Annotated in this window: 20 protein-coding genes; 6 read left to right on the top strand and 14 right to left on the bottom strand. The window is 51.4% G+C overall.

The window, feature by feature from the left end; translation table 11 throughout:
- Window positions 1-4: 4 nt before the first annotated feature.
- From ACM67E_RS10200 to ACM67E_RS10155, 10 genes are all read right to left on the bottom strand, one after another.
- Window positions 5-1,048, bottom strand: a complete 1,044-nt coding sequence (locus ACM67E_RS10200) for a hypothetical protein (protein ID WP_416191335.1) — start codon at window positions 1,046-1,048, stop codon at window positions 5-7.
- Between the two features lie 74 nt (window positions 1,049-1,122).
- Window positions 1,123-2,154: a hypothetical protein gene (locus ACM67E_RS10195; protein ID WP_416191334.1), complete on the bottom strand. Its 1,032-nt coding sequence runs from the start codon at window positions 2,152-2,154 to the stop codon at window positions 1,123-1,125.
- Complete coding sequence (locus ACM67E_RS10190) at window positions 2,151-3,167, bottom strand: hypothetical protein (protein ID WP_416191333.1); 1,017 nt, start codon at window positions 3,165-3,167, stop codon at window positions 2,151-2,153. Before ACM67E_RS10190 ends, ACM67E_RS10195 begins: the two co-directional genes overlap by 4 nt.
- Window positions 3,168-3,252: 85 nt before the next feature.
- Complete coding sequence (fabD, locus tag ACM67E_RS10185) at window positions 3,253-4,179, bottom strand: ACP S-malonyltransferase (RefSeq protein WP_416191332.1); 927 nt, start codon at window positions 4,177-4,179, stop codon at window positions 3,253-3,255.
- A 9-nt stretch (window positions 4,180-4,188) separates the two neighbouring features.
- Window positions 4,189-5,499 (bottom strand): DUF1294 domain-containing protein, encoded by a 1,311-nt coding sequence (locus ACM67E_RS10180; protein ID WP_416191331.1) that lies wholly within the window; start codon window positions 5,497-5,499, stop codon window positions 4,189-4,191.
- 173 nt (window positions 5,500-5,672) lie between these two features.
- Window positions 5,673-6,635 (bottom strand): beta-ketoacyl-ACP synthase III, encoded by a 963-nt coding sequence (locus ACM67E_RS10175; RefSeq protein WP_416191330.1) that lies wholly within the window; start codon window positions 6,633-6,635, stop codon window positions 5,673-5,675.
- A gap of 360 nt (window positions 6,636-6,995) precedes the next feature.
- Window positions 6,996-8,069, bottom strand: a complete 1,074-nt coding sequence (gene plsX / locus ACM67E_RS10170; RefSeq protein WP_416191329.1) for a phosphate acyltransferase PlsX — start codon at window positions 8,067-8,069, stop codon at window positions 6,996-6,998.
- A gap of 138 nt (window positions 8,070-8,207) precedes the next feature.
- The gene (locus ACM67E_RS10165; RefSeq protein WP_416191328.1) at window positions 8,208-8,735 is read right to left on the bottom strand and encodes a phosphoribosyltransferase; all 528 of its coding nucleotides are present in this window, start codon (window positions 8,733-8,735) and stop codon (window positions 8,208-8,210) included.
- A gap of 135 nt (window positions 8,736-8,870) precedes the next feature.
- On the bottom strand, window positions 8,871-9,050 hold the full coding sequence (gene rpmF / locus ACM67E_RS10160) for a 50S ribosomal protein L32 (RefSeq protein ID WP_095503301.1): 180 nt from the start codon (window positions 9,048-9,050) through the stop codon (window positions 8,871-8,873).
- 30 nt (window positions 9,051-9,080) lie between these two features.
- Window positions 9,081-9,584, bottom strand: a complete 504-nt coding sequence (locus ACM67E_RS10155) for a YceD family protein (protein WP_416191327.1) — start codon at window positions 9,582-9,584, stop codon at window positions 9,081-9,083.
- 53 nt (window positions 9,585-9,637) lie between these two features.
- Here ACM67E_RS10155 and ACM67E_RS10150 point away from each other — a divergent pair, with 53 nt between their 5' ends.
- The 4 genes from ACM67E_RS10150 to ACM67E_RS10135 all read left to right on the top strand — a co-directional run bounded on the left by ACM67E_RS10150 (window position 9,638) and on the right by ACM67E_RS10135 (window position 12,253).
- Complete coding sequence (locus ACM67E_RS10150; protein WP_416191326.1) at window positions 9,638-10,228, top strand: Maf family protein; 591 nt, start codon at window positions 9,638-9,640, stop codon at window positions 10,226-10,228.
- Window positions 10,225-10,860, top strand: a complete 636-nt coding sequence (locus ACM67E_RS10145; protein WP_416191325.1) for a hypothetical protein — start codon at window positions 10,225-10,227, stop codon at window positions 10,858-10,860. Before ACM67E_RS10150 ends, ACM67E_RS10145 begins: the two co-directional genes overlap by 4 nt.
- 122 nt (window positions 10,861-10,982) lie before the next feature.
- A complete protein-coding gene (locus ACM67E_RS10140) occupies window positions 10,983-11,693 on the top strand; it encodes an SAM-dependent methyltransferase (protein WP_416192776.1) in 711 nt (236 codons plus the stop codon).
- A 119-nt stretch (window positions 11,694-11,812) separates the two neighbouring features.
- Window positions 11,813-12,253, top strand: coding sequence for a hypothetical protein (locus tag ACM67E_RS10135; RefSeq protein ID WP_416191324.1), 441 nt, complete (start codon window positions 11,813-11,815; stop codon window positions 12,251-12,253).
- An 87-nt stretch (window positions 12,254-12,340) separates the two neighbouring features.
- Here the strand turns inward: ACM67E_RS10135 and yidC are convergent, their stop codons facing one another.
- The 4 genes from yidC to rpmH all read right to left on the bottom strand — a co-directional run bounded on the left by yidC (window position 12,341) and on the right by rpmH (window position 14,900).
- Window positions 12,341-13,984: a membrane protein insertase YidC gene (gene yidC / locus ACM67E_RS10130; RefSeq protein WP_416191323.1), complete on the bottom strand. Its 1,644-nt coding sequence runs from the start codon at window positions 13,982-13,984 to the stop codon at window positions 12,341-12,343.
- A 216-nt stretch (window positions 13,985-14,200) separates the two neighbouring features.
- On the bottom strand, window positions 14,201-14,422 hold the full coding sequence (gene yidD, locus ACM67E_RS10125; RefSeq protein WP_416191322.1) for a membrane protein insertion efficiency factor YidD: 222 nt from the start codon (window positions 14,420-14,422) through the stop codon (window positions 14,201-14,203).
- Entirely contained in the window at window positions 14,419-14,763 is a 345-nt protein-coding gene (rnpA, locus tag ACM67E_RS10120; RefSeq protein WP_416191321.1) for a ribonuclease P protein component, read from the bottom strand. The genes yidD and rnpA overlap by 4 nt, the downstream gene beginning before the upstream one ends.
- Before the next feature lie 2 nt (window positions 14,764-14,765).
- Window positions 14,766-14,900 (bottom strand): 50S ribosomal protein L34, encoded by a 135-nt coding sequence (rpmH, locus tag ACM67E_RS10115; RefSeq protein ID WP_002214728.1) that lies wholly within the window; start codon window positions 14,898-14,900, stop codon window positions 14,766-14,768.
- A gap of 352 nt (window positions 14,901-15,252) precedes the next feature.
- Here rpmH and dnaA point away from each other — a divergent pair, with 352 nt between their 5' ends.
- Both dnaA and dnaN read left to right on the top strand, forming a co-directional pair.
- Window positions 15,253-16,809: a chromosomal replication initiator protein DnaA gene (gene dnaA, locus ACM67E_RS10110; RefSeq protein WP_416191320.1), complete on the top strand. Its 1,557-nt coding sequence runs from the start codon at window positions 15,253-15,255 to the stop codon at window positions 16,807-16,809.
- A 233-nt stretch (window positions 16,810-17,042) separates the two neighbouring features.
- Window positions 17,043-18,146 (top strand): DNA polymerase III subunit beta, encoded by a 1,104-nt coding sequence (gene dnaN / locus ACM67E_RS10105; RefSeq protein ID WP_416191319.1) that lies wholly within the window; start codon window positions 17,043-17,045, stop codon window positions 18,144-18,146.
- Window positions 18,147-18,207: the final 61 nt, after the last annotated feature.

The raw sequence follows: 18,207 nt of genomic DNA, 5'->3' as shown, positions 1-18,207 counted from the left end.
ACGGTTAATCTTGTGTGTGGGGGAGGTTAATCGGTTGGTGCGGACGAATGTCGAACAGGTAGCGCAGCCAGTTGCCGAAACTGTATTTTTCTTCGGTTTCAGGCGGCAATGCTTGATAAGGGGTTTGCAAAAACGCGGTTAGTTCGGTGTCTGAAATGTTCGGGTTCCAAACCAAGATATTATCAGGACGGTAAAAATCGTAGCGGAAAATATGACGATTGGTTGTTATCAGTTTTTTACGGTAACGCATGGCATCAAATACGCGGAACGACAGTCCTTGATGGTCGGCGGTCACAAAATCGACGACGGTGGCGCAGCGGCCGATTTTTTCGATATTGTCTTCAAAGCCCAATACCGTGCCGCGGTCGAGATAGCGGATGCCCTCGTTACCGAATGCGCGGCGCGCGCGTCCGTCTTTGCTGTAAATATGGAAATCAAGCGGCAGTTTCAGACGGCCTGCCTGAGCGATAAACGTCTGCATAGCGGTTTCACGCGTCGGGTCGTAGCCGCCGAGAAAATAAAGGCCGTGCGGTTCGATACCGGATTCGGGTAACGGATAGTCGAAATAAAAATTGGAGGCCGTCTGAAAACCGTATTGCGGATAGCGTGCGGCATCGCTTTGGTCGAATACGAAAAAGCGGTCGAAATAACCGAGATATTCCAAAATATCGGGGAAGCGGTCTATGCCGTCCCATTGGTAGTTGACGCAGATTTTGCTTTGCGCACGGATTTTGGCGATGATTTCTTTGGGATAAATATTGGCGCGGATGCAGAGCGCGTAATCGGCTTTGTTGCCGCCGAGTGCGGCGAGCTGGTGTGCGATTTGTTTGCGGTAGGGCAGAAAACGCAGTTGTTTGCGGTAGTCGCCGTCGCGCGTGATGTGTTTGTGGTAAAGGTTTTTCAGACGGCTTAACGCGTCGGGATAATGTACGTCGCGGTCGTCGAAACACAGATTGATGACTTCAAAGCCGTGAAAACGCAGATTTTTTTCGATGCAACGGTCGAGGCCGTAAAGATAGGGGACGGCAAGAATGACGGTGGGTTTCATGATGTGCATGAGATGTAATGGATTGGAAATCTGATGAGGTCGTCTGAAACCGAACCTGTTTCAGACGGCCTGTTTTATTCCGGCAGCGTGATTTTGATGTGCGGTTCGATGTTGAGAATATAGCGTATCCAGTTGCTGAAGCTGTATTTTTCGTAGATTTCAGACGGCATTTCGTGGTACGGCCTGTCGATAAAGGCTTTCAGGCCGTCGAGATTGCTGCCGTCCCATACGAATATGTTGTCGGGGTGGTAGAAATCGTATTGTTCGATTCCTGCATTGGTGGTAATCAGTTTTTTGCGGTAGCCCAAAGCCTCGAACGGACGGAACGACAAGCCGTTGTGAACGGGTGTTTTGAAGTCAACCAGAATTTTGGCTTGGGTTTGCGCGGCCTTGAGATTGTCTTCAAAACTGCGGACGCCGTTGAAGACTTGGATATTGTCGGGGTATTGGGTGCGTAACTGTTCGGCGGATATGTCCATGCTGCCGATGTGAAAATCTAAATCCAGGTGCAGTTTTTGAGCGGCTCGTCCGAATGCGGCGATGGATTCGGTGCGGTCGGGCATATGGAAACCGACGAAATACAAATCATGCGGCGGATTTTCAGTCGGCGTAAGGTTGTGGTCGAAGTAGAAATTGGTGGCTGGCAGGACACGGGATTCGGCAGCGCAGTCGGCGGGGTCGAAAACGTAAAACTTGTCGAACAAATCCATATATTGACGGATTTTGGGAAAACGGCCAAGTCCGTCCCATTGGTAATTGACCATGCTGCGGCGGACGTATTTTCTGACTGTACGCAAGAACTCGGGTGAGTAAATGTCGCCGCGGATAAACAGGGCGTAGTCTGCTCCGCCGTTTCGGGCAAGCTGCTGTTCCATATTGTTGAGCAGCAGTTGCGACTTGAATTTTTCTTTGGCGTTTTTGTCGCGTAAGACCAGTTGGCGGAATTTGACGCTCAGGCGACTTGTCCATGATGGATAACGGAAATCCTGCCCGGGCTGAATCACGCTGATGACGCGGAAGCCATGGTGGGTCAATGCGGCTTCCAGTGTGCGGTAGATTTGGTTGTCGGTCGGCATACCGAGAACGACAGTCGGTCGGTTGCTCATGATTCCGTGATTCCTAACAGGTGGCCGAGCCAGTTTTTAAAAGCGTATTTCTGTTTGATTTCAGACGGCAGTGGTTGGTAAGGCCGTCTGAAAAAGTCTTCGAGGTCGTTCAAGTGGTTGCTGTTCCACACGAAAATATTGTCGGGATGGTAGAAATCGGTGTCCAGTACACTTTGGTTGGTGGTAATCAGCTTTTTGTCGAAGCGCATGGCTTCGAATACGCGGAACGACAGGCCGTAATGGTCGAATTGGGCGAAGTCGACAAGGGCTTTGCTGCGGGCGACGTTGCACATGTTTTCTTCAAAGCTCAATACCGTATCGCGGTTGAGGTAGGTAATGTTTTGGTTGCCGAATGCCGTACGGGCACGGTCGTCTTTGCAGTAGATGCGGAAATCGAACGGAATATTCAGACGGCGTGCTTCCTCAATGAAGCGTTTGGTACGCTCTTCGCGGCGCGATTCGTAGCCGCCGAGGAAATACAGGTTTTGATTGCGCGAACCCGGTGAAACGGGCAGGTCGAAATAGAAATTGGTGGCGGTTTTGAGACCGTGTCCGGGGTAGCGGTGCACGTCCTCGGGGTCGAATACCCAACATTGGTCGAAATAATCTAAATCGACGTATTCCAAAATATCGGGAAAGCGGGCGACGCCGTCCCATTGGTAATTGACGCACACTTTGCTGTGGTCGCGGATTTGGGCGATGATTTCTTTTGGGTAAATATTGGCGCGCACGCAGAGTGCGTAATCGGCTTTGCGGCCGTTTAAGGCTGCCAGCTTCTGCTCGATTTCGTCTGCATAACGCAGGAATTTCATTTTCTTTTTGTAATTGAGGTCTTTTTTGACGGCTTTTTGATACGCGCCGTAAATGCGGCTGGCAATGCTGGGATAGTAGGAATCTCGATCGTCATAGCATAAATTGATGACATCGAAACCGTGAAAGCGCAGATTCTGCTCAAGGTATTGGTCAAACCCGTACATATGCGGTACGGCAAGGATAATGGTTTTGTTCATCATCTTAATGTTATGAAACGGAAAATTTTTCAGACGGCCTTGCTTTTGGAATCAGGCCGTCTGAAAAAGTTCGTGCAGTTGAATCGGCTTAATGCGCTTCGATAAACGCTTTGACACTTTCGTCGGAAACCAGCGCGGTGCAGGCGGCTTCTTTATTGATGCGTTTGGCCAAACCTGCCAGCACTTTGCCCGGGCCGCATTCGGCGGATTCGGTGATGCCGTCTGAAACCAGCGCGTTGACGGTTTCCGTCCAGCGCACGGGGCTGTAAAGCTGGCGGACGAGCGCGTCTTTGATTTGCGCCGCATCGTCGTAAGAGGCAACGTCGGCGTTGTGCACCACGCGGATTTGCGGCTGTTTGATTTCCACCGATTCCAACGCTTCGGCGAGTTTGTCGGCGGCGGGTTTCATCAGGCTGCAATGCGAAGGCACGGACACGGGCAGCGGCAGGGCGCGTTTGGCACCGGCTTCTTTGGCGGCATTCATGGCGCGTTCGACGGCGGCGGCGTTGCCTGCAATCACGACTTGACCGGGCGAGTTGAAATTTACTGCCTCCACCACTTCGCCTTGTGCGGCATCGGCACAGATTTGTTTTACCTGTTCGTCTTCCAATCCCAAAATCGCAGCCATTGCGCCCACGCCTTGCGGTACGGCGCTCTGCATCAGTTCGGCGCGCAGGCGTACCAGTTTTACGGCGTCGGCAAAATCCAACGCTCCGGCGGCCACCAAAGCGGTGTATTCGCCCAAGCTGTGTCCGGCCACAACCGACGGGGCTTTGCCGCCCGCTTCCAAGTAGGCACGATAGGTGGCGACACCGGCAGCCAGCATGATTGGTTGCGTATTAACGGTTTGGCCGATCAGCTCGGCATCTTCGCCGTTAATCATCGCCCATAAGTCTTGTCCCAATGCCTCGGAAGCTTCGTCGAAAGTGGCTTTAACGACGGCTTGCCCGCTGAATCCGTTCATCATTCCCAAGCTTTGCGAACCTTGTCCGGGAAAGAAAAATGCAAAAGACATGATATTCCTTTAATTTCTTAATAATGAGAGAAGAGGATTATCTGCGTAATGTATCAGCAGGGCATAGGTTATGGCAATATTTATTGCTACGGTCAGCCAAAAAATGCGGATAAAGCTGGCTTTGCTGGTTTTATGTCTGTAAACGGCGCGGGAGACCAATGCGCCCGGCCAGCCGCCGCATACGTCAAGGATATGCAGGTTTTTTTCCGGAATCCTGCCTTGGTATTCGTCATTTTTTTTCTTGCGCGTCTGCGCAATTTGTTTGTCGAACTTATACATAAAGTAAGACGCGATGCTGAGTACGAAATACAGGCCGAGCAGGATTTTGGAATGCAGGCCGACAAACACGGCAAAGGCGGCGGCAATCAGGCTGTTGGTGAAAAAGTACGGCATGTTGGCAGTGGATAAATACGGACGGTTGTAATCCGACGGGAAATCGTCAAATAGAAAAACCTCATCACCGCGCAATACCACTTTGGCTGCTTTTTGGCGTTCGCCTTCTACGGTTTTTTTGCAGTAAAAGCTCACCGACTGGCCGATTTTAGGGCGGCTGGTAGCGTAGTGGAATGCGCTGATGTGGAAAAACACTTTTTGCGATTTGTTGCCGAAGCGGATAAAGCCGTAGCCTTTGGTGTCGTCCCACGAGATAATGGTTCCGCTCAGCAGTTGGTTGGTCGGCAGCATAACCAAGGTTTGCGGCTCGGGGGCTTTGTAGAGCTTGTAGATGCTTTCTTCAAATTGCGGTTGATGGGGTGCTGCGCCTGTCGGTTGAGGAGCAGGCTGCAGCGCTTTCGAAGGTGTTTTGTCTTGGTCTCCAGCCGCAATATCGGTTTCAGGCGTATCATCGGTTGAGGCCGTCTGAAAAGTGTCTGCAGCCGTTGCCGCTTGCAGCAGGACTGCATCCGCCATCGTCCATCGGCCGTTTTCATCCTGAAGCAGTGTGCCTTCGAATTGATCGCCTGTGTCGGGGACACGGCTTTGATCGGCCAAAAATTCGCCTAAGATGAAAATCGGTTGGCCGGGATTGCCTGCTTGCGTGCCGAAACCGGCATTTTGCATGAAATCCCATTCGCGGATGGTAATGATCGCTTTTTCTCCGCTTTTTGCTGCTGCATTCAGCGGCTCGACGTTTTGTGCCGAGCGTTGTTTGCTATCGATATTGAAGCAGACACGATCTCCGCTGCGCGGTTGGAGGTAATGTGCGGCGAGTGACAGACCGTCGGCAAAAATACGTTGGCCGAGGTTGTCGGGCATGATGGAGCCGCGTTGCATGTCGTTGAACCAGTGGATAATTGTCCCGTAATATTTTTCTTGAGTCATTTTTGTTATGGTAAATCAGTAAAATGGTGAATTGAAAAACTTTCAGGCTGCAATTATACCGATTTATCATAGTGGTGTGTACTTTAAAGCGATAAAAATACCGCTTATGCTAATCTGCTTGCATTTTTATGCAAACTGTGCATAAGCGGTATTTTTATTGGTGGAAGCTGTAGTCAGTATTTCAACAGCACCGCTCCCCAAGCGAAACCGCCGCCGATGCCTTCGAGCAGCAGGTTTTGTCCGCGTCGGATTTGGCCGCTGCGGATGCCGTAGTCGAGCGCGAGCGGGATGGATGCGGCGGATGTATTGCCGTGGTCGTGTACCGTGAGAATGACTTTATCCGTGCTCAATCCCAAGTGTTTGGCTGTGGCGTCGATGATGCGCTTGTTGGCTTGGTGCGGTACCAGCCAGTCGATCTGGTCTTGGCTGTAACCGGCTTCGGTAATCACGTCGTCGGCTACTTGCGACAGCATTTTGACGGCGAATTTGAATACGCCCGGGCCGTCCATTTTCAGGTAGGGTGTGCCGCAGATTTGACCGTCGGCAATTTGAACCGGTACTTTCAGCAAATCCAAATAGTTGCCGTCGGCTTTCAATTTGCTGTGAATAATGCCCGGCTCGTCTGATGCGCCCAACACCACCGCACCTGCGCCGTCACCGAATAATACGCAGGTGGTCCGGTCGTTCCAGTCGAGGATGCGGCTGAAAATTTCTGCGCCGATGACCAGTACGTTTTTGGCCATACCGCTTTTGATATAGGCATTGGCGGTGGTTAAGGCATACATAAAGCCGGCACATACGGCCTGTACGTCAAATGCAGGGCAGCCCGTGCTGATGCCGAGCTTTTGCTGGACGATGGTGGCGGTTGACGGAAACTGCATGTCAGGCGTGGTGGTGGCCACGACAATCAAATCTACGTCATCGGCAGAGAGGTTGGCGGATTCCAATGCGCGCCGGGCGGCATGAACGGCCAAATCGCTGGTTTTCTCGTTTTCGGCTGCAATATGGCGGAATTTGATACCGGTACGGGTTGTAATCCATTCGTCGGAAGTATCGACTTTTTTTGCCAAATCATCGTTACTGAGGCGGTTGGCGGGGAGATAGCTGCCGGTACCTAAAATTTTGGCATATTGCATAATGAAAATCCCTTGGGAGTGGTTGGAACGGATTGGTGTATTGTAAGCGAAAAAACGGGATTTTTGTAACAAAAAACAGTTGTTTTATAGGGGCTGGGTAAAGTTTGCCGACAATATCGAGGCCGTCTGAAATGTTTGGTTTCAGACGGCCTCGGGGCTGAAGAATTTATGTTGAAGCAGATTGAACACGGCCAAAATGGTGAGTCTGCACGCCTTGGTGTGGGGGTAGTGCGCTTTGTTTCAGGCTGTGTTTGGAGATGTCGGCGACCCAATCGGTACGGTAGACCGCCGTTATTCCTGCGTTGACCGAGAGGCGGCTGGCTCTTGCGGCGGAATTTAATATCAGCCGGAGGGCTGGTTTCAAGGCGTACTGATATGGGATACGCCGCTGGCTAATGCTTCCTGTTCGCGCACTTCTTCCAATGCGGCCAATTGATCGGCTACGCCCTGCTCGATTTTGGCCAAGCTGGCGAACCTGGCTTCGTGATAGGCTTCTTCCAGAGCATACATAAAGCCGACTTCGTCCGTTCCGCCGTGGCTTTTAATGACTACGCCGCGTAAGCCTAAGAAAATCGCGCCGTTGAATTTACGCGGATCCAGTTTGGCTTTCATACCTTTCAAGGCGGGCAGGGCGGTAACGGCAGCCATTTTGTTGAATATATTGCGGCTGAATTCCTGTTTGATGGCGCTGCTCATAAATTTTATCGCACCTTCGATGGTTTTCAGCATGATATTGCCGACGAAGCCGTCAGTCACCACAACATCGACTTCGTCGTTGAATACATCATTGCCTTCTACGTTGCCGATGAAATTTAATTTGCTGCTTTTGAGCAGCTTGAACGTTTGCTTAACGGTTTCGGTGCCTTTGATGTCTTCCGTACCGACGTTCAGCAAGCCGACGCGGGGCCGGCCTTTTTCGGGGTGCATAGCCTGCACCAGCTCGCTGCCGATGACGGCAAACTGGGTCAGTTGGTCTGCATTGCAATCCACGTTGGCACCTAAATCCAACATCAGCGTCATGTGTCCGGGGTTGCCGGAAGGAATGAATTTGGCAATGGCCGGACGCTCGATGCCCGGAATGGTTTTCAGTACAAAACGGGCGGTTGCCATTAATGCGCCGGTGTTCCCGGCAGATACGGCGGCTTGTGCATTGCCTTCTTTTACTTGATTAATCGCCACGCGCATCGAAGAGTCTTTTTTATTTTTCAGAGCCAGTTGCGGTGCTTCATCCATCTCGACCACTTGGCTGGCATGAACGATACTGATGCGATCCATCGGGGCTTGGGCAGTTTTCAGGGCTTGTTGCAGCAGGAGTTCATCTCCGGTCATGAGTAGGTGCGCATTGGGCTGCTGCTTCAAAAATGCCACGGCGCCCGGTACGGTAACCGTTAGGCCGGCATCTCCGCCCATGGCATCTACGGCTATGGTAATCATGTGGTTCTCCGTTTTGCGTTTCAGACGGCCTTTCGTCTGAAAAGGCCGTCTGAAACCGTAAATGCCGTCGATGGCGGCATTTCTTACAGTTGGTTTGTATGGTTGCGTTATCCGAAAGATATTGGATTTATCGGAGTATCAGAGCCGGACTTTGGATGCCAAGGCATTGTGTTCGTCGATGTCCGCTGCATCCCAAGGGTAGTTAATCCACCAGTCCTCAACGGTAATGCCGCTGAAATAAGGAATATTTTCCGGGATTTTGCCCGCTTTTTCCTTGATTTTTTCATGCAGCACGGCCACGCCGATGGTGTTGAAATCTTCTTTCTGCAATTCGGTCAGGCAAAATTCCATTGTTACCCGGCTGTCGTCCACTTCGTCGACGACCAGCACGTTTTTACCTTTCAAGGCTTCCGGCAAAGGATCGAGCCATTGGACTTTTTTTACTTCTCCGGTTACTTGGCCTTCGTTGTCACTGTCGTAATATGCAGTAGTTACGGCGTAAATCGGGATTTCCAAAAAACAGCGTAGCATACGGGCGGGAATGAAGCCGCCACCGCCGATGGCGATCATTGCATCGTATTTGACGCCGGAGTGTTGGATTTTTTCAGCCAGATTTTTGATTACCCGATGGATATCATCGTATGTATACCAGATTTTCTGAGTCATTGTTCAGTCCCGATTGAGGAGGTTGCAAAATGTACCGGAAATGATTGCTTTGCAAAACATTCAGGCTCAGCGGTGTAACGTAAAAAAGCCAGCATTGCAGGGCAATATTCTGGCTTTTTCAGTCAGTCGAATCGATTATTCGCCTTTGGCTTTAACCACTTTGCGGCCACGGTACATGCCGTTAGGCGAAATGTGGTGCGGGCGGTGCACTTCACCGGTGTTGCTGTCGACAGACAACGCAGGTGCGGTCAGGGCATCGTGCGAACGGTGCATACCGCGTTTGGAAGGGGATTTTTTATTTTGTTGAACGGCCATTTCAAGCTCCTAGATAAATAATACTGTGTCCTAATCAGCTGCTTTCAAACCTTTTAAAACAGCAAAGGGGTTGGGTTTGTCCTGATTGACCTGCTCCAGCGAAACATTGCCGCAGTCTTCGTGGCGCGGTGAAAACGGCAAAGCCATCAGGATTTGGTCTTCAACCAATTCCCGTACGTCAAGCTCTTTGGTTATCAGCATACCTTCCAATTCCTCGTCGGAGAGCATGGCTTCATCCAAATGCGTTTCATCGGCAAAGAGAACAATCCGGCTGCTTTCGTTGAGTTCGAACGGCATAGGCTTCATACAACGCTGGCAGAGCAGCGGCATATCTGCCTGAACCGTCAAATCAAGAAACAGACGCTGCAAGCGGTCGCGTCCGCCTTGCAGCGTAAACGATACTCGGGTTTGCCTGTCGGCCGGGTATTCGTGCGACCAAACGCGTTCGTCCAATTCCTCAAGTGTGAAACTGCCTTGCAGGTTCTGCTTTTCGGTGGCGAAAACTTCCGGGTCAATCAAATTAGGGTCTAACATAAACGGGGTATGATATAATTTCAGCAGTCTAACGTCAATATTTTTAAGCAAAAATGAGTGAGAAACTGCCATTAATCTTAGGGTCGGGTTCGGTATTCCGCAAAAGCCAGCTTGAGCGTTTGGGTCTGGATTTTCAGACGGCCTCGCCTGATTTCGACGAAACGCCTGTTGCGGGAGAGTCGGCGTACGATACGGCTTTGCGGTTGGCCGAGGGTAAGGCGCGTTCACTGGCGGCGCAGTATCCGAACGCGCTGGTTATCGGTGCCGACCAGGTGGCGTGGAGCGGTGAGCGGCAATTGGGCAAACCGATGAACGTAGCGAATGCACAACAAATGCTGGCCGGACTCAGCGGCAAGCACATTGAATTTTACAGTGCAATCGTACTTTTGAACACCGGTTCCGGCAGGTTGCAGCGGCATGTCGATAAAACGGCCGTGATTATGCGCGAATTGACGGATATGCAAATCCGCCGTTATCTCGAGCGCGAGCCTGATGCGGTTTATTGTGCGGGGGCTGCGAAAAGCGAAGGCTTGGGTGCGGCTTTGCTGGAGCGAATCGACAGTACCGATCCCAATGCGCTTATCGGTCTGCCGATCTTCAAGTTGGTGGAATTTTTGCACAACGAAGGCTTGGAAATATTATGAGGGTGGCGGTACTCATATTTTTGTTGATTTCGGTTTCAAGTGTCATGCTGTTCGTGTTGTGGCAGATTTTCGTTATGTGCCGAAAATTGTGGGACAAGCCGTTTCTGCTGCGTCATCCGCGTGCATGGGTTGGTGCGGCAGTTTTGTCTTTCGTATGGCTGCCTGCGTGGTACAGCTTTCTGGCTACCGCTTCGCATCGCGAAAGATACAATCCCGAAATTTCACGCCTGAATACTGTTCTGTTTTATTGGCTGTTGGCTGCCGTAGTCATGCAGATTATCATTGCCTGCCTGTTACTGTGGCGGCAATACAGGCAAAAACAGCCCCTGCCATCTGGCTGCTCCGCCATATTTATTTTGACGGGACTGTATGCGGTTTTCAGTTCCTACTGGCTGATGCCGTTGCTCTATACGCCGTTATTTTCATGGTGGTGGGAACCGCTGCTTAACCTGTTCGGTCTGACACGCCCCGAAACCTTCAAGGGTTTGCGGCATACGGATTTTTCTCCCCTCACCATTTTTGCCTACATATTTTTCGGCAACATTCCCTGTCTTACCGCAGGCGGTATATGGGCTGCCCTGACGCTGCACATGGCGCACCGGGCAGAAGCCGCTGCGTCAGTACGCGCTTAAATTTTCAGACGGCCTATACGAACATCACATCAGGCCGTCAGGAAATATCGCGGCCTTTCAAACTGATACAATTATTCGAGGCCGTCTGAATATTTCAGACGGCCTGTAAGAGAAAGCAAATGATGAATCCTGTTTTATACCTGATTCCCACGCCCTTAGGTACACCCGATACGCCGTGTCTGCTGCCTCACGAGCAGGCGCAGATTACGGGTCTGACTGATTTTGTGGTGGAGGCCGAAAAAACCGCCCGTTCGCATTTGAAACATTTGGGTGTTACCACGCCGATTCGCGAGCTGAATCTGCAAACGCTCAATGAGCACACCGATTTGAAAACTCTGCCTGAGCTGCTCAAGCCTTTGCTGGAAGGGCGGAGCATGGGTATTGTCAGCGAGGCCGGTTGTCCGGCGGTGGCCGATCCGGGTGCGAATTTGGTGGCATTGGCGCACAAAAATGGATTTGAAGTACGGCCGCTGGTGGGGCCGTCGAGTTTGTTGCTGGCATTGATGGCATCTGGTGCGAACGGACAGAATTTTGCTTTTAAGGGTTATTTGCCGTCTGAAAAATCCGAGCGTATCGAAGCCTTGAAAGCCTTGGAAAAGCGCAGCCGCAGCCAAAGCGAGACGCAGCTTTTCATCGAAACGCCTTACCGCAATGATGTTTTGCTGGCCGATGCGCTGGAAAACCTGAACGCCGAAACGCGCTTGTGCATCGCCTGTGATTTGACCTTGCCGACGCAAACCATTGTGAGTAAGACAGTAGCGGATTGGAAAAAACTGAAAGAACTGCCGAATCTGAAGAAACGGCCGACGATATTTGTGCTGTATGCGGGGTAGTGTTGAAAGGTTTCAGGCTGTCTGAAAGGCAGCATGGAAATTTATGGATTTCATTGCAATATTTTCAGACAGCCTCAAACTTGGCAGGTAAATTTTTGATGCCGTAAAAGGAATAAAAATTGAAGACTGTGAAACCTTATTGGCTGCTGATATTGTTGGTATTTGCACCGTCGGTTCATGCGGATAAGCTCATTTTTTTCTGCACCAATGCGCAGGGCAAGCAGGTTCGGGTGACGGAGCAGGGTGGTAAATTCCGTTACCGCTTCGGCAAGCCTGGCCGTACGGAATTGATGTTCGAAAACGACCGGCAGCAAGCGGTTGACCGTTCGCCGCGTTGGGGCGGTATCGGGCGTGATCTGTGGACGAATCTGGTACTGCAAAACGGTCATTATCAATATACGCTGTTTTCATCGACAGACAGATTGTCGCCGCGTCAAAAAACGGTTTACGGGGTAACGGTGCATCGTTTGGTGAATGGGGAAGAGCGGTATGTGACGCAGGTGAAATGCAGCAAGAAGCGGAAAATCGTGGCGGATTTTCCTGAAGAATTGATGTTTTAATCAAAGTGTATGAAACATGATTTAAGGCTGATGAATACAGCAAGGCCGTCTGAAAAAATATTTTCAGACGGCCTTGTTTGTTTTGTATTAAGAAACGACTTCGCCCTGGGCACGTTGCTTCTCAATGCTTTTGTTAATCCACCACTGCTGCGCGATGGTCAACAGGTTGTTCACTACCCAGTAAAGCACCAGGCCGGCAGGGAAGAAGAAGAACATTACCGAGAAAATCAGCGGCATAATCTTCATCATTTTCGCCTGCATCGGGTCGGTCGGCGGCGGGTTCAGATAAGTTTGGATGAACATGGTCGCGGCCATAATCAGCGGCAGGATGAACCACGGATCGGGACGGCTCAAGTCTTGAATCCAGCCCAGCCAAGGTGCTTGGCGCAATTCTACCGAAGCGAACAATGCCCAATACAGACCGATGAATACGGGAATCTGCAACAGCATCGGCAAACAGCCGCCGAGCGGATTGATTTTCTCGTCTTTATACATCTGCATCATGGCTTGCTGCTGCGCCATGCGGTCGTCGCCGTATTTGTCTTTGATGGCCTGCAGCTTGGGCGCGACGGCACGCATTTTCGCCATCGAGCGGTAAGAGGCGTTGGTCAGCGGATACAGCACGGCTTTGACGATGACGGTCAGGGCGACGATTGCCCAGCCCCAGTTGCCGATTAAATCGTGCAGTTCGTTCAAGAGCCAGAACAGTGGGGATGCAAACCAATGCACTTTGCCGTAGTCTTTGGCCAGTTGCAGATTGTCCGCTACTTGAACCAGTGTGTCGGTCGTTTGCGGGCCGGCATACAGGCCGATTGAGGCTTGGCTGCTGCCGTTTGCAGGGATGGCAGCCAACGGCACGCTCACGCCCGCGCTGTATAAATTGTCGTTGCGGCGTTTGATGTCGATTTTACAGTCGCCTTGGGCGCAGACGGTTTGGCCGTCTTTCGGTTGCAGAATCCAAGTGGCCATGAAGTGGTGCTCAATCATGCCCAGCCAGCCGGTTTTGGTTTGGCGGGCGTATTCGGCTTCGTTTTTGCCGGATTGTGCATCGTCATCCAAATCGGAAAAGTCGACTTTTTGGAATTCGTCTTCCGGTGTGTACACCACGGGGCCGACGTAAGAATGGGTAAAGTAGCCTTGGCCTTCCGGTTCGCTGTTGTCGCGCACGACATTATAGTTCGCCGTCAGATTGACCGGATGGCCGGTGCTGTTGGCGACGTCGAAACGGACATTGACCAAATAGCTGTCTTTGGTAAAGGTATAGATTTTGTCGATTTTCAGGCCGTTGGTTTCCGGCGCGCTCAGGCGGACTTCGATGGTGTTGCCGTTGAGAACGTAGTCTTTTTGTGCGGCGGTGAAATTAACGCCTTTCAATACGTTATTGCCTTGTGCGTCCAATAATTCGGATTGGGCGACGTAAGTATAGGTTTTGTCGTCGTTAAACAAAACAAAATCTTTGCTTTCATCGCCGGTGGCCTGGTATTTCAGCAAGGTCATGCGGCGCAAATCACCACTCTTCTCGTCGATGACGGCTTTTACCGTATCGGTGGTCACGGTAATCGGTGCGGCTGGGGTAAGGGCCGCTTCGCTTTGGGCAACGGCGGCTGCCTGTTGCTGCTGTTGCGCGGCTTGTTGTGCCGGAGTCGGTTTTGGCGAGGGGAAGAGTTTTTCCCAACCCATCAAAATCAACAAGGCGATGGCAAAAAATGCCATAAGTCTTTTGAAATCCATAAAAAATTCCTGGAATTGCTGGATATGTACATAAAGTTCTGAAAATTGCTTCAGACGGCATTATATAGAAATCGCTGGGAAATAAAAGGAAATCATGCCGAATCAGCGATGATTTTCATGAAGATCGGTATGCAGGCAATCCTATATTTTCAGACGGCCTTTGTCATGGGACGGTAAAACGGGAAAAAATGAAAGAAAATCCCGTTTGATTTGAGCTTAAGGCACGGGATCGTGGCCGGAACCGCCGAAAGGATGGCAGCGGGCAATGCGTTTCAAAGCCAGCCAACCGCCTTTGAATGCGCCGTGTTTCTGTATGGCTTCGACGGCATATTGGGAGCAGGTCGGTGTGAAACGGCAACGCGGCGGAATGAGCGGGCTGACGGCGTATTGGTAAAACCGAACCAGCAAAAGCATCAGTCTGGCCAAAGGCGATTTCATCGGCGTTTCCGCATCATGAGTTGGGCAAGCTGCTCGCGCGCTTCGGGTGCATTGTCACGCGTAAACAGGCGGCGTACCTGCACCACGTAATCATGCGGCGGCAGTTGGTCTCTGTGGAGACGGAACCAATCGCGGATGACGCGTTTCATGTAGTTGCGTTTGTTGGCGCGTTTGGCGGTTTTCTTGCTGACGACCAGACCCAGGCGCGGATGCCCCAAGCCGTTGTCGCCGGATTGCGAAACATGGAGCAGGTCGCGGCTTTTGCGGTTTCTCAACGCAAAAACGGATGAATAATCATCCGTTTTTAATAAGCGGTACTGCCTGCCGAAGCCGTAATTCAAGATTACACAGCCAGACGTTTGCGGCCTTTGGCACGGCGCGCAGCCAAAACGGCGCGGCCGCCGCGGGTTTTAGAGCGAACCAGGAAACCGTGGGTGCGTTTGCGTTTGGTAACGGAAGGTTGATAAGTGCGTTTCATGTCTTTTCCTAAAAAAATCGGTAGAATTAAACTGCGGATTACACCCCAATTTGAAGATTTTGTCAATCGATATGGCGGCTTCGTTTGCGGAAAAGGATTGAATGTGTTGGATTTAATCTTCATCGCAAACAGATAGGCGGACAAAAATACGGCGGGCAGTGCCGCAAAGAAAACATTTCTGTTGTGGATAAAAATTTAATGCGGTTGTGGATAAAATTCAGTATAATCGTCGAATCGTATGTGCCGATATATTTCAGGCCGTCTGAAAGCATTATGAATCAAGCGATTAATATTTTCTTTTCAGACGGCCTTTGCTGTTTATTATTCTTCCGTTTCTCATTCCGAGCCGTCCATGACTTTAGCCGAATTTTGGCCGCAGTGCCTTTTGAGTATGAATCAGACCTTGCCCGCGCAGCAATTCCAGCAGTGGATTGCGCCGCTGACCGTGGGCGAGGAAGGCGGTGTGTGGGTCGTTTACGGGAAAAACCAGTTTGCCGTCAATATGTTGAAAAACCAATTTGCGTCCAAGATTGAAGCCGTGCGGGCGCAATTGGCACCGGAGCAGGCTGCCGTGCTGTTTAAGGTCGGAGCGGGGCAAAGCTATGCCATGGCGGCGCAAAATGATGCGCCTGCCTTCGAAAACGATCAGGCCGAAACGGCGGAATCCCAAGTGCCGGAGACCGCAGCAGAGCCGGTACAGGCCGCTTCGGTGATGCCGTCTGAACATGCCGCCAAGCCGACACCGAAAAAATCCGCCGCCGACATTTTGGCCGAGCGTTTGAAAACCTTGCCTGAAAGTAAATCTGCGCCGGAGGCGGCCGAAGAAAAAAACGCACCGGGCAAAATCAAGCAGGAAGTTCAGCGCGAGGCAGAAGAGGCACGTTATCACGCCACCAATTTATCGTCGGATTACACGTTTGCAACCTTGGTCGAAGGCAAGGGCAACCGTATCGCCGCCGCTGCCGCGCAATCGATTGCGGAAAATCCGGGGCAGAGCTATAACCCGTTTTTCCTGTACGGCAGTACAGGCTTGGGTAAGACCCACTTGGTGCAGGCCATCGGCAACGAATTGCTGAAAAACAAGCCCGACGCCAAAGTGCGCTACATGCATTCCGACGACTATATCCGCAGCTTTATGAATGCCGTGCGCACCAACAGCTACGACGTGTTCAAGCAGCAGTACAAGCAATACGATTTGCTGATTATCGACGATATTCAGTTCATCAAAGGCAAAGACCGTACGATGGAAGAATTTTTCTATCTGTACAATCATTTCCATAATGAAAAGAAACAGTTGATTCTGACCTGCGACGTATTGCCGGCCAAAATCGAAGACATGGACGACCGTCTGAAATCGCGTTTTTCATGGGGCTTGACGCTGGAACTCGAGCCGCCCGAATTGGAAATGCGCGTGGCGATTTTGCAGAAAAAAGCCGAATCCGCCGGCGTGAACCTGACCGAAGAAGCCGCATTTTTCATTGCCAACCTAATCCGTTCCAATGTGCGCGAGCTGGAAGGCGCGTTCAACCGCGTCAGCGCAAGCAGCCGCTTTATGAACAAGCCGATCGACATCGATTTGGCGCGTGATGCGCTGCAAGACATCATCGCCGTGCGCCATAAGGTGATTACCGCCGATCTGATTATTGATGCGACTGCCAAATATTACCGCATCAAAATCAGTGATATTTTGGGGAAAAAACGCACACGCAACATTGCCCGTCCGCGCCAGGTGGCGATGAGCTTGACCAAAGAGCTGACCAATCTGAGCCTGCCTTCCATCGGCGATGCGTTCGGCGGACGCGACCACACCACGGTCATGCACGGGGTGAAAGCCGTGGCGAAACTGCGCGAAGACGACCCCGAGTTGGCGCAGGATTACGAAAAACTGCTGATTATGATTCAGAACTGATGTTCTGATTTTTCAGACGGCCGTGAAACACGGAAAGGCCGTCTGAAAATGTATCAGATCAAGCAGGCAGTCATGCGTAGCGTGCGGACACTTATTGTCTGTGCCGTTAATGTTTGAAACGATAAAACCCGTTGTTTGAAAAACAATCTTTCAGACGGCCTCAATCTTTTGACAGGCCGTCTGAAAACTAATCCGATACCGACAAAACCAAACAAAATCCAAAGGACTTTCCCATGTTAATTTTACAAGCCGACCGCGACAGCATTCTCAAGCCGCTGCAAGCCGTTACCGGTATTGTGGAACGCCGCCATACCCTGCCGATTCTGTCCAACGTATTAATCGAAAGCAGCAACGGCCGAACCAATATTCTGGCGACCGACTTGGAAATCCAAATCAACACCCACGGCCCCGACAGCCAGGCCGGGGATTTCCGCATTACCACCAACGCCAAAAAACTCCAAGACATCCTGCGCGCGCTGCCGGACAGTGCCGTCGTGTCGCTGGATTGGGCGGACAACCGCCTGACCCTGAAAGCCGGCAAATCGCGTTTCGCGCTGCAAACCCTGCCGGCGGAGGATTTCCCGCTGATGAGCGTGGGTGAGGATGTGAGCGCGGCCTTTTCGTTGAAACAGGAAACCTTTAAAAACATGCTCTCGCAAGTGCAGTACAGCATGGCCGTGCAGGACATCCGCTATTACCTCAACGGCCTGCTGATGCAGGTGGAAGGCAGCCAGTTGCGACTGGTGGCGACCGACGGCCACCGTCTGGCCTATTCCGCCGCGACGATTGAGGCCGAATTGCCGAAAGCCGAAGTGATTTTGCCGCGTAAAACCGTGTTGGAACTCTTTAAGCTGCTGAACCATCCGGGCGAAGAAATCAGCGTCGAGCTTTTGAACAACCAAGTGCGTTTCCGCTGCAACGATACCGTGATTGTGAGCAAAGTCATCGACGGCAAATTCCCTGATTTCAACCGCGTGATTCCGCTGGACAACGACAAAATCTTCTTGGTATCGCGTACCGAATTGTTAGGTGCATTGGAGCGGGCGTCGATTTTGGCCAACGAAAAATTCCGTGGTGCGCGCCTGTTCCTGCAGCCGGGGCTGTTGAGCGTGGTCTGCTCCAACAACGAGCAGGAGGAAGCGCGTGAAGAGTTGGAAATCGCCTATCAGGGCGGCGAATTGGAAGTCGGCTTCAACATCGGCTATCTGATGGACGTATTGCGCAACATCCATTCGGACGATATGCAGCTTGCGTTCGGTGATGCCAACCGTTCGACCCTGTTTACCATGCCGAACAATCCCGATTTCAAATACATCGTGATGCCGATGCGGATTTGATTCAGGCCGTCTGAAAAGCTGCTTTTGATACGGAGAAAACGCCGTCTGAAAATTTTTCAGA

The organism is Neisseria sp. CCUG12390 (assembly GCF_047837985.1).
In the GTDB taxonomy this organism is placed as follows: domain Bacteria; phylum Pseudomonadota; class Gammaproteobacteria; order Burkholderiales; family Neisseriaceae; genus Neisseria.
The sequence above is the reverse complement of the archived record's forward strand: the minus strand, read 5'-3'. Positions and strand labels throughout refer to the sequence as shown.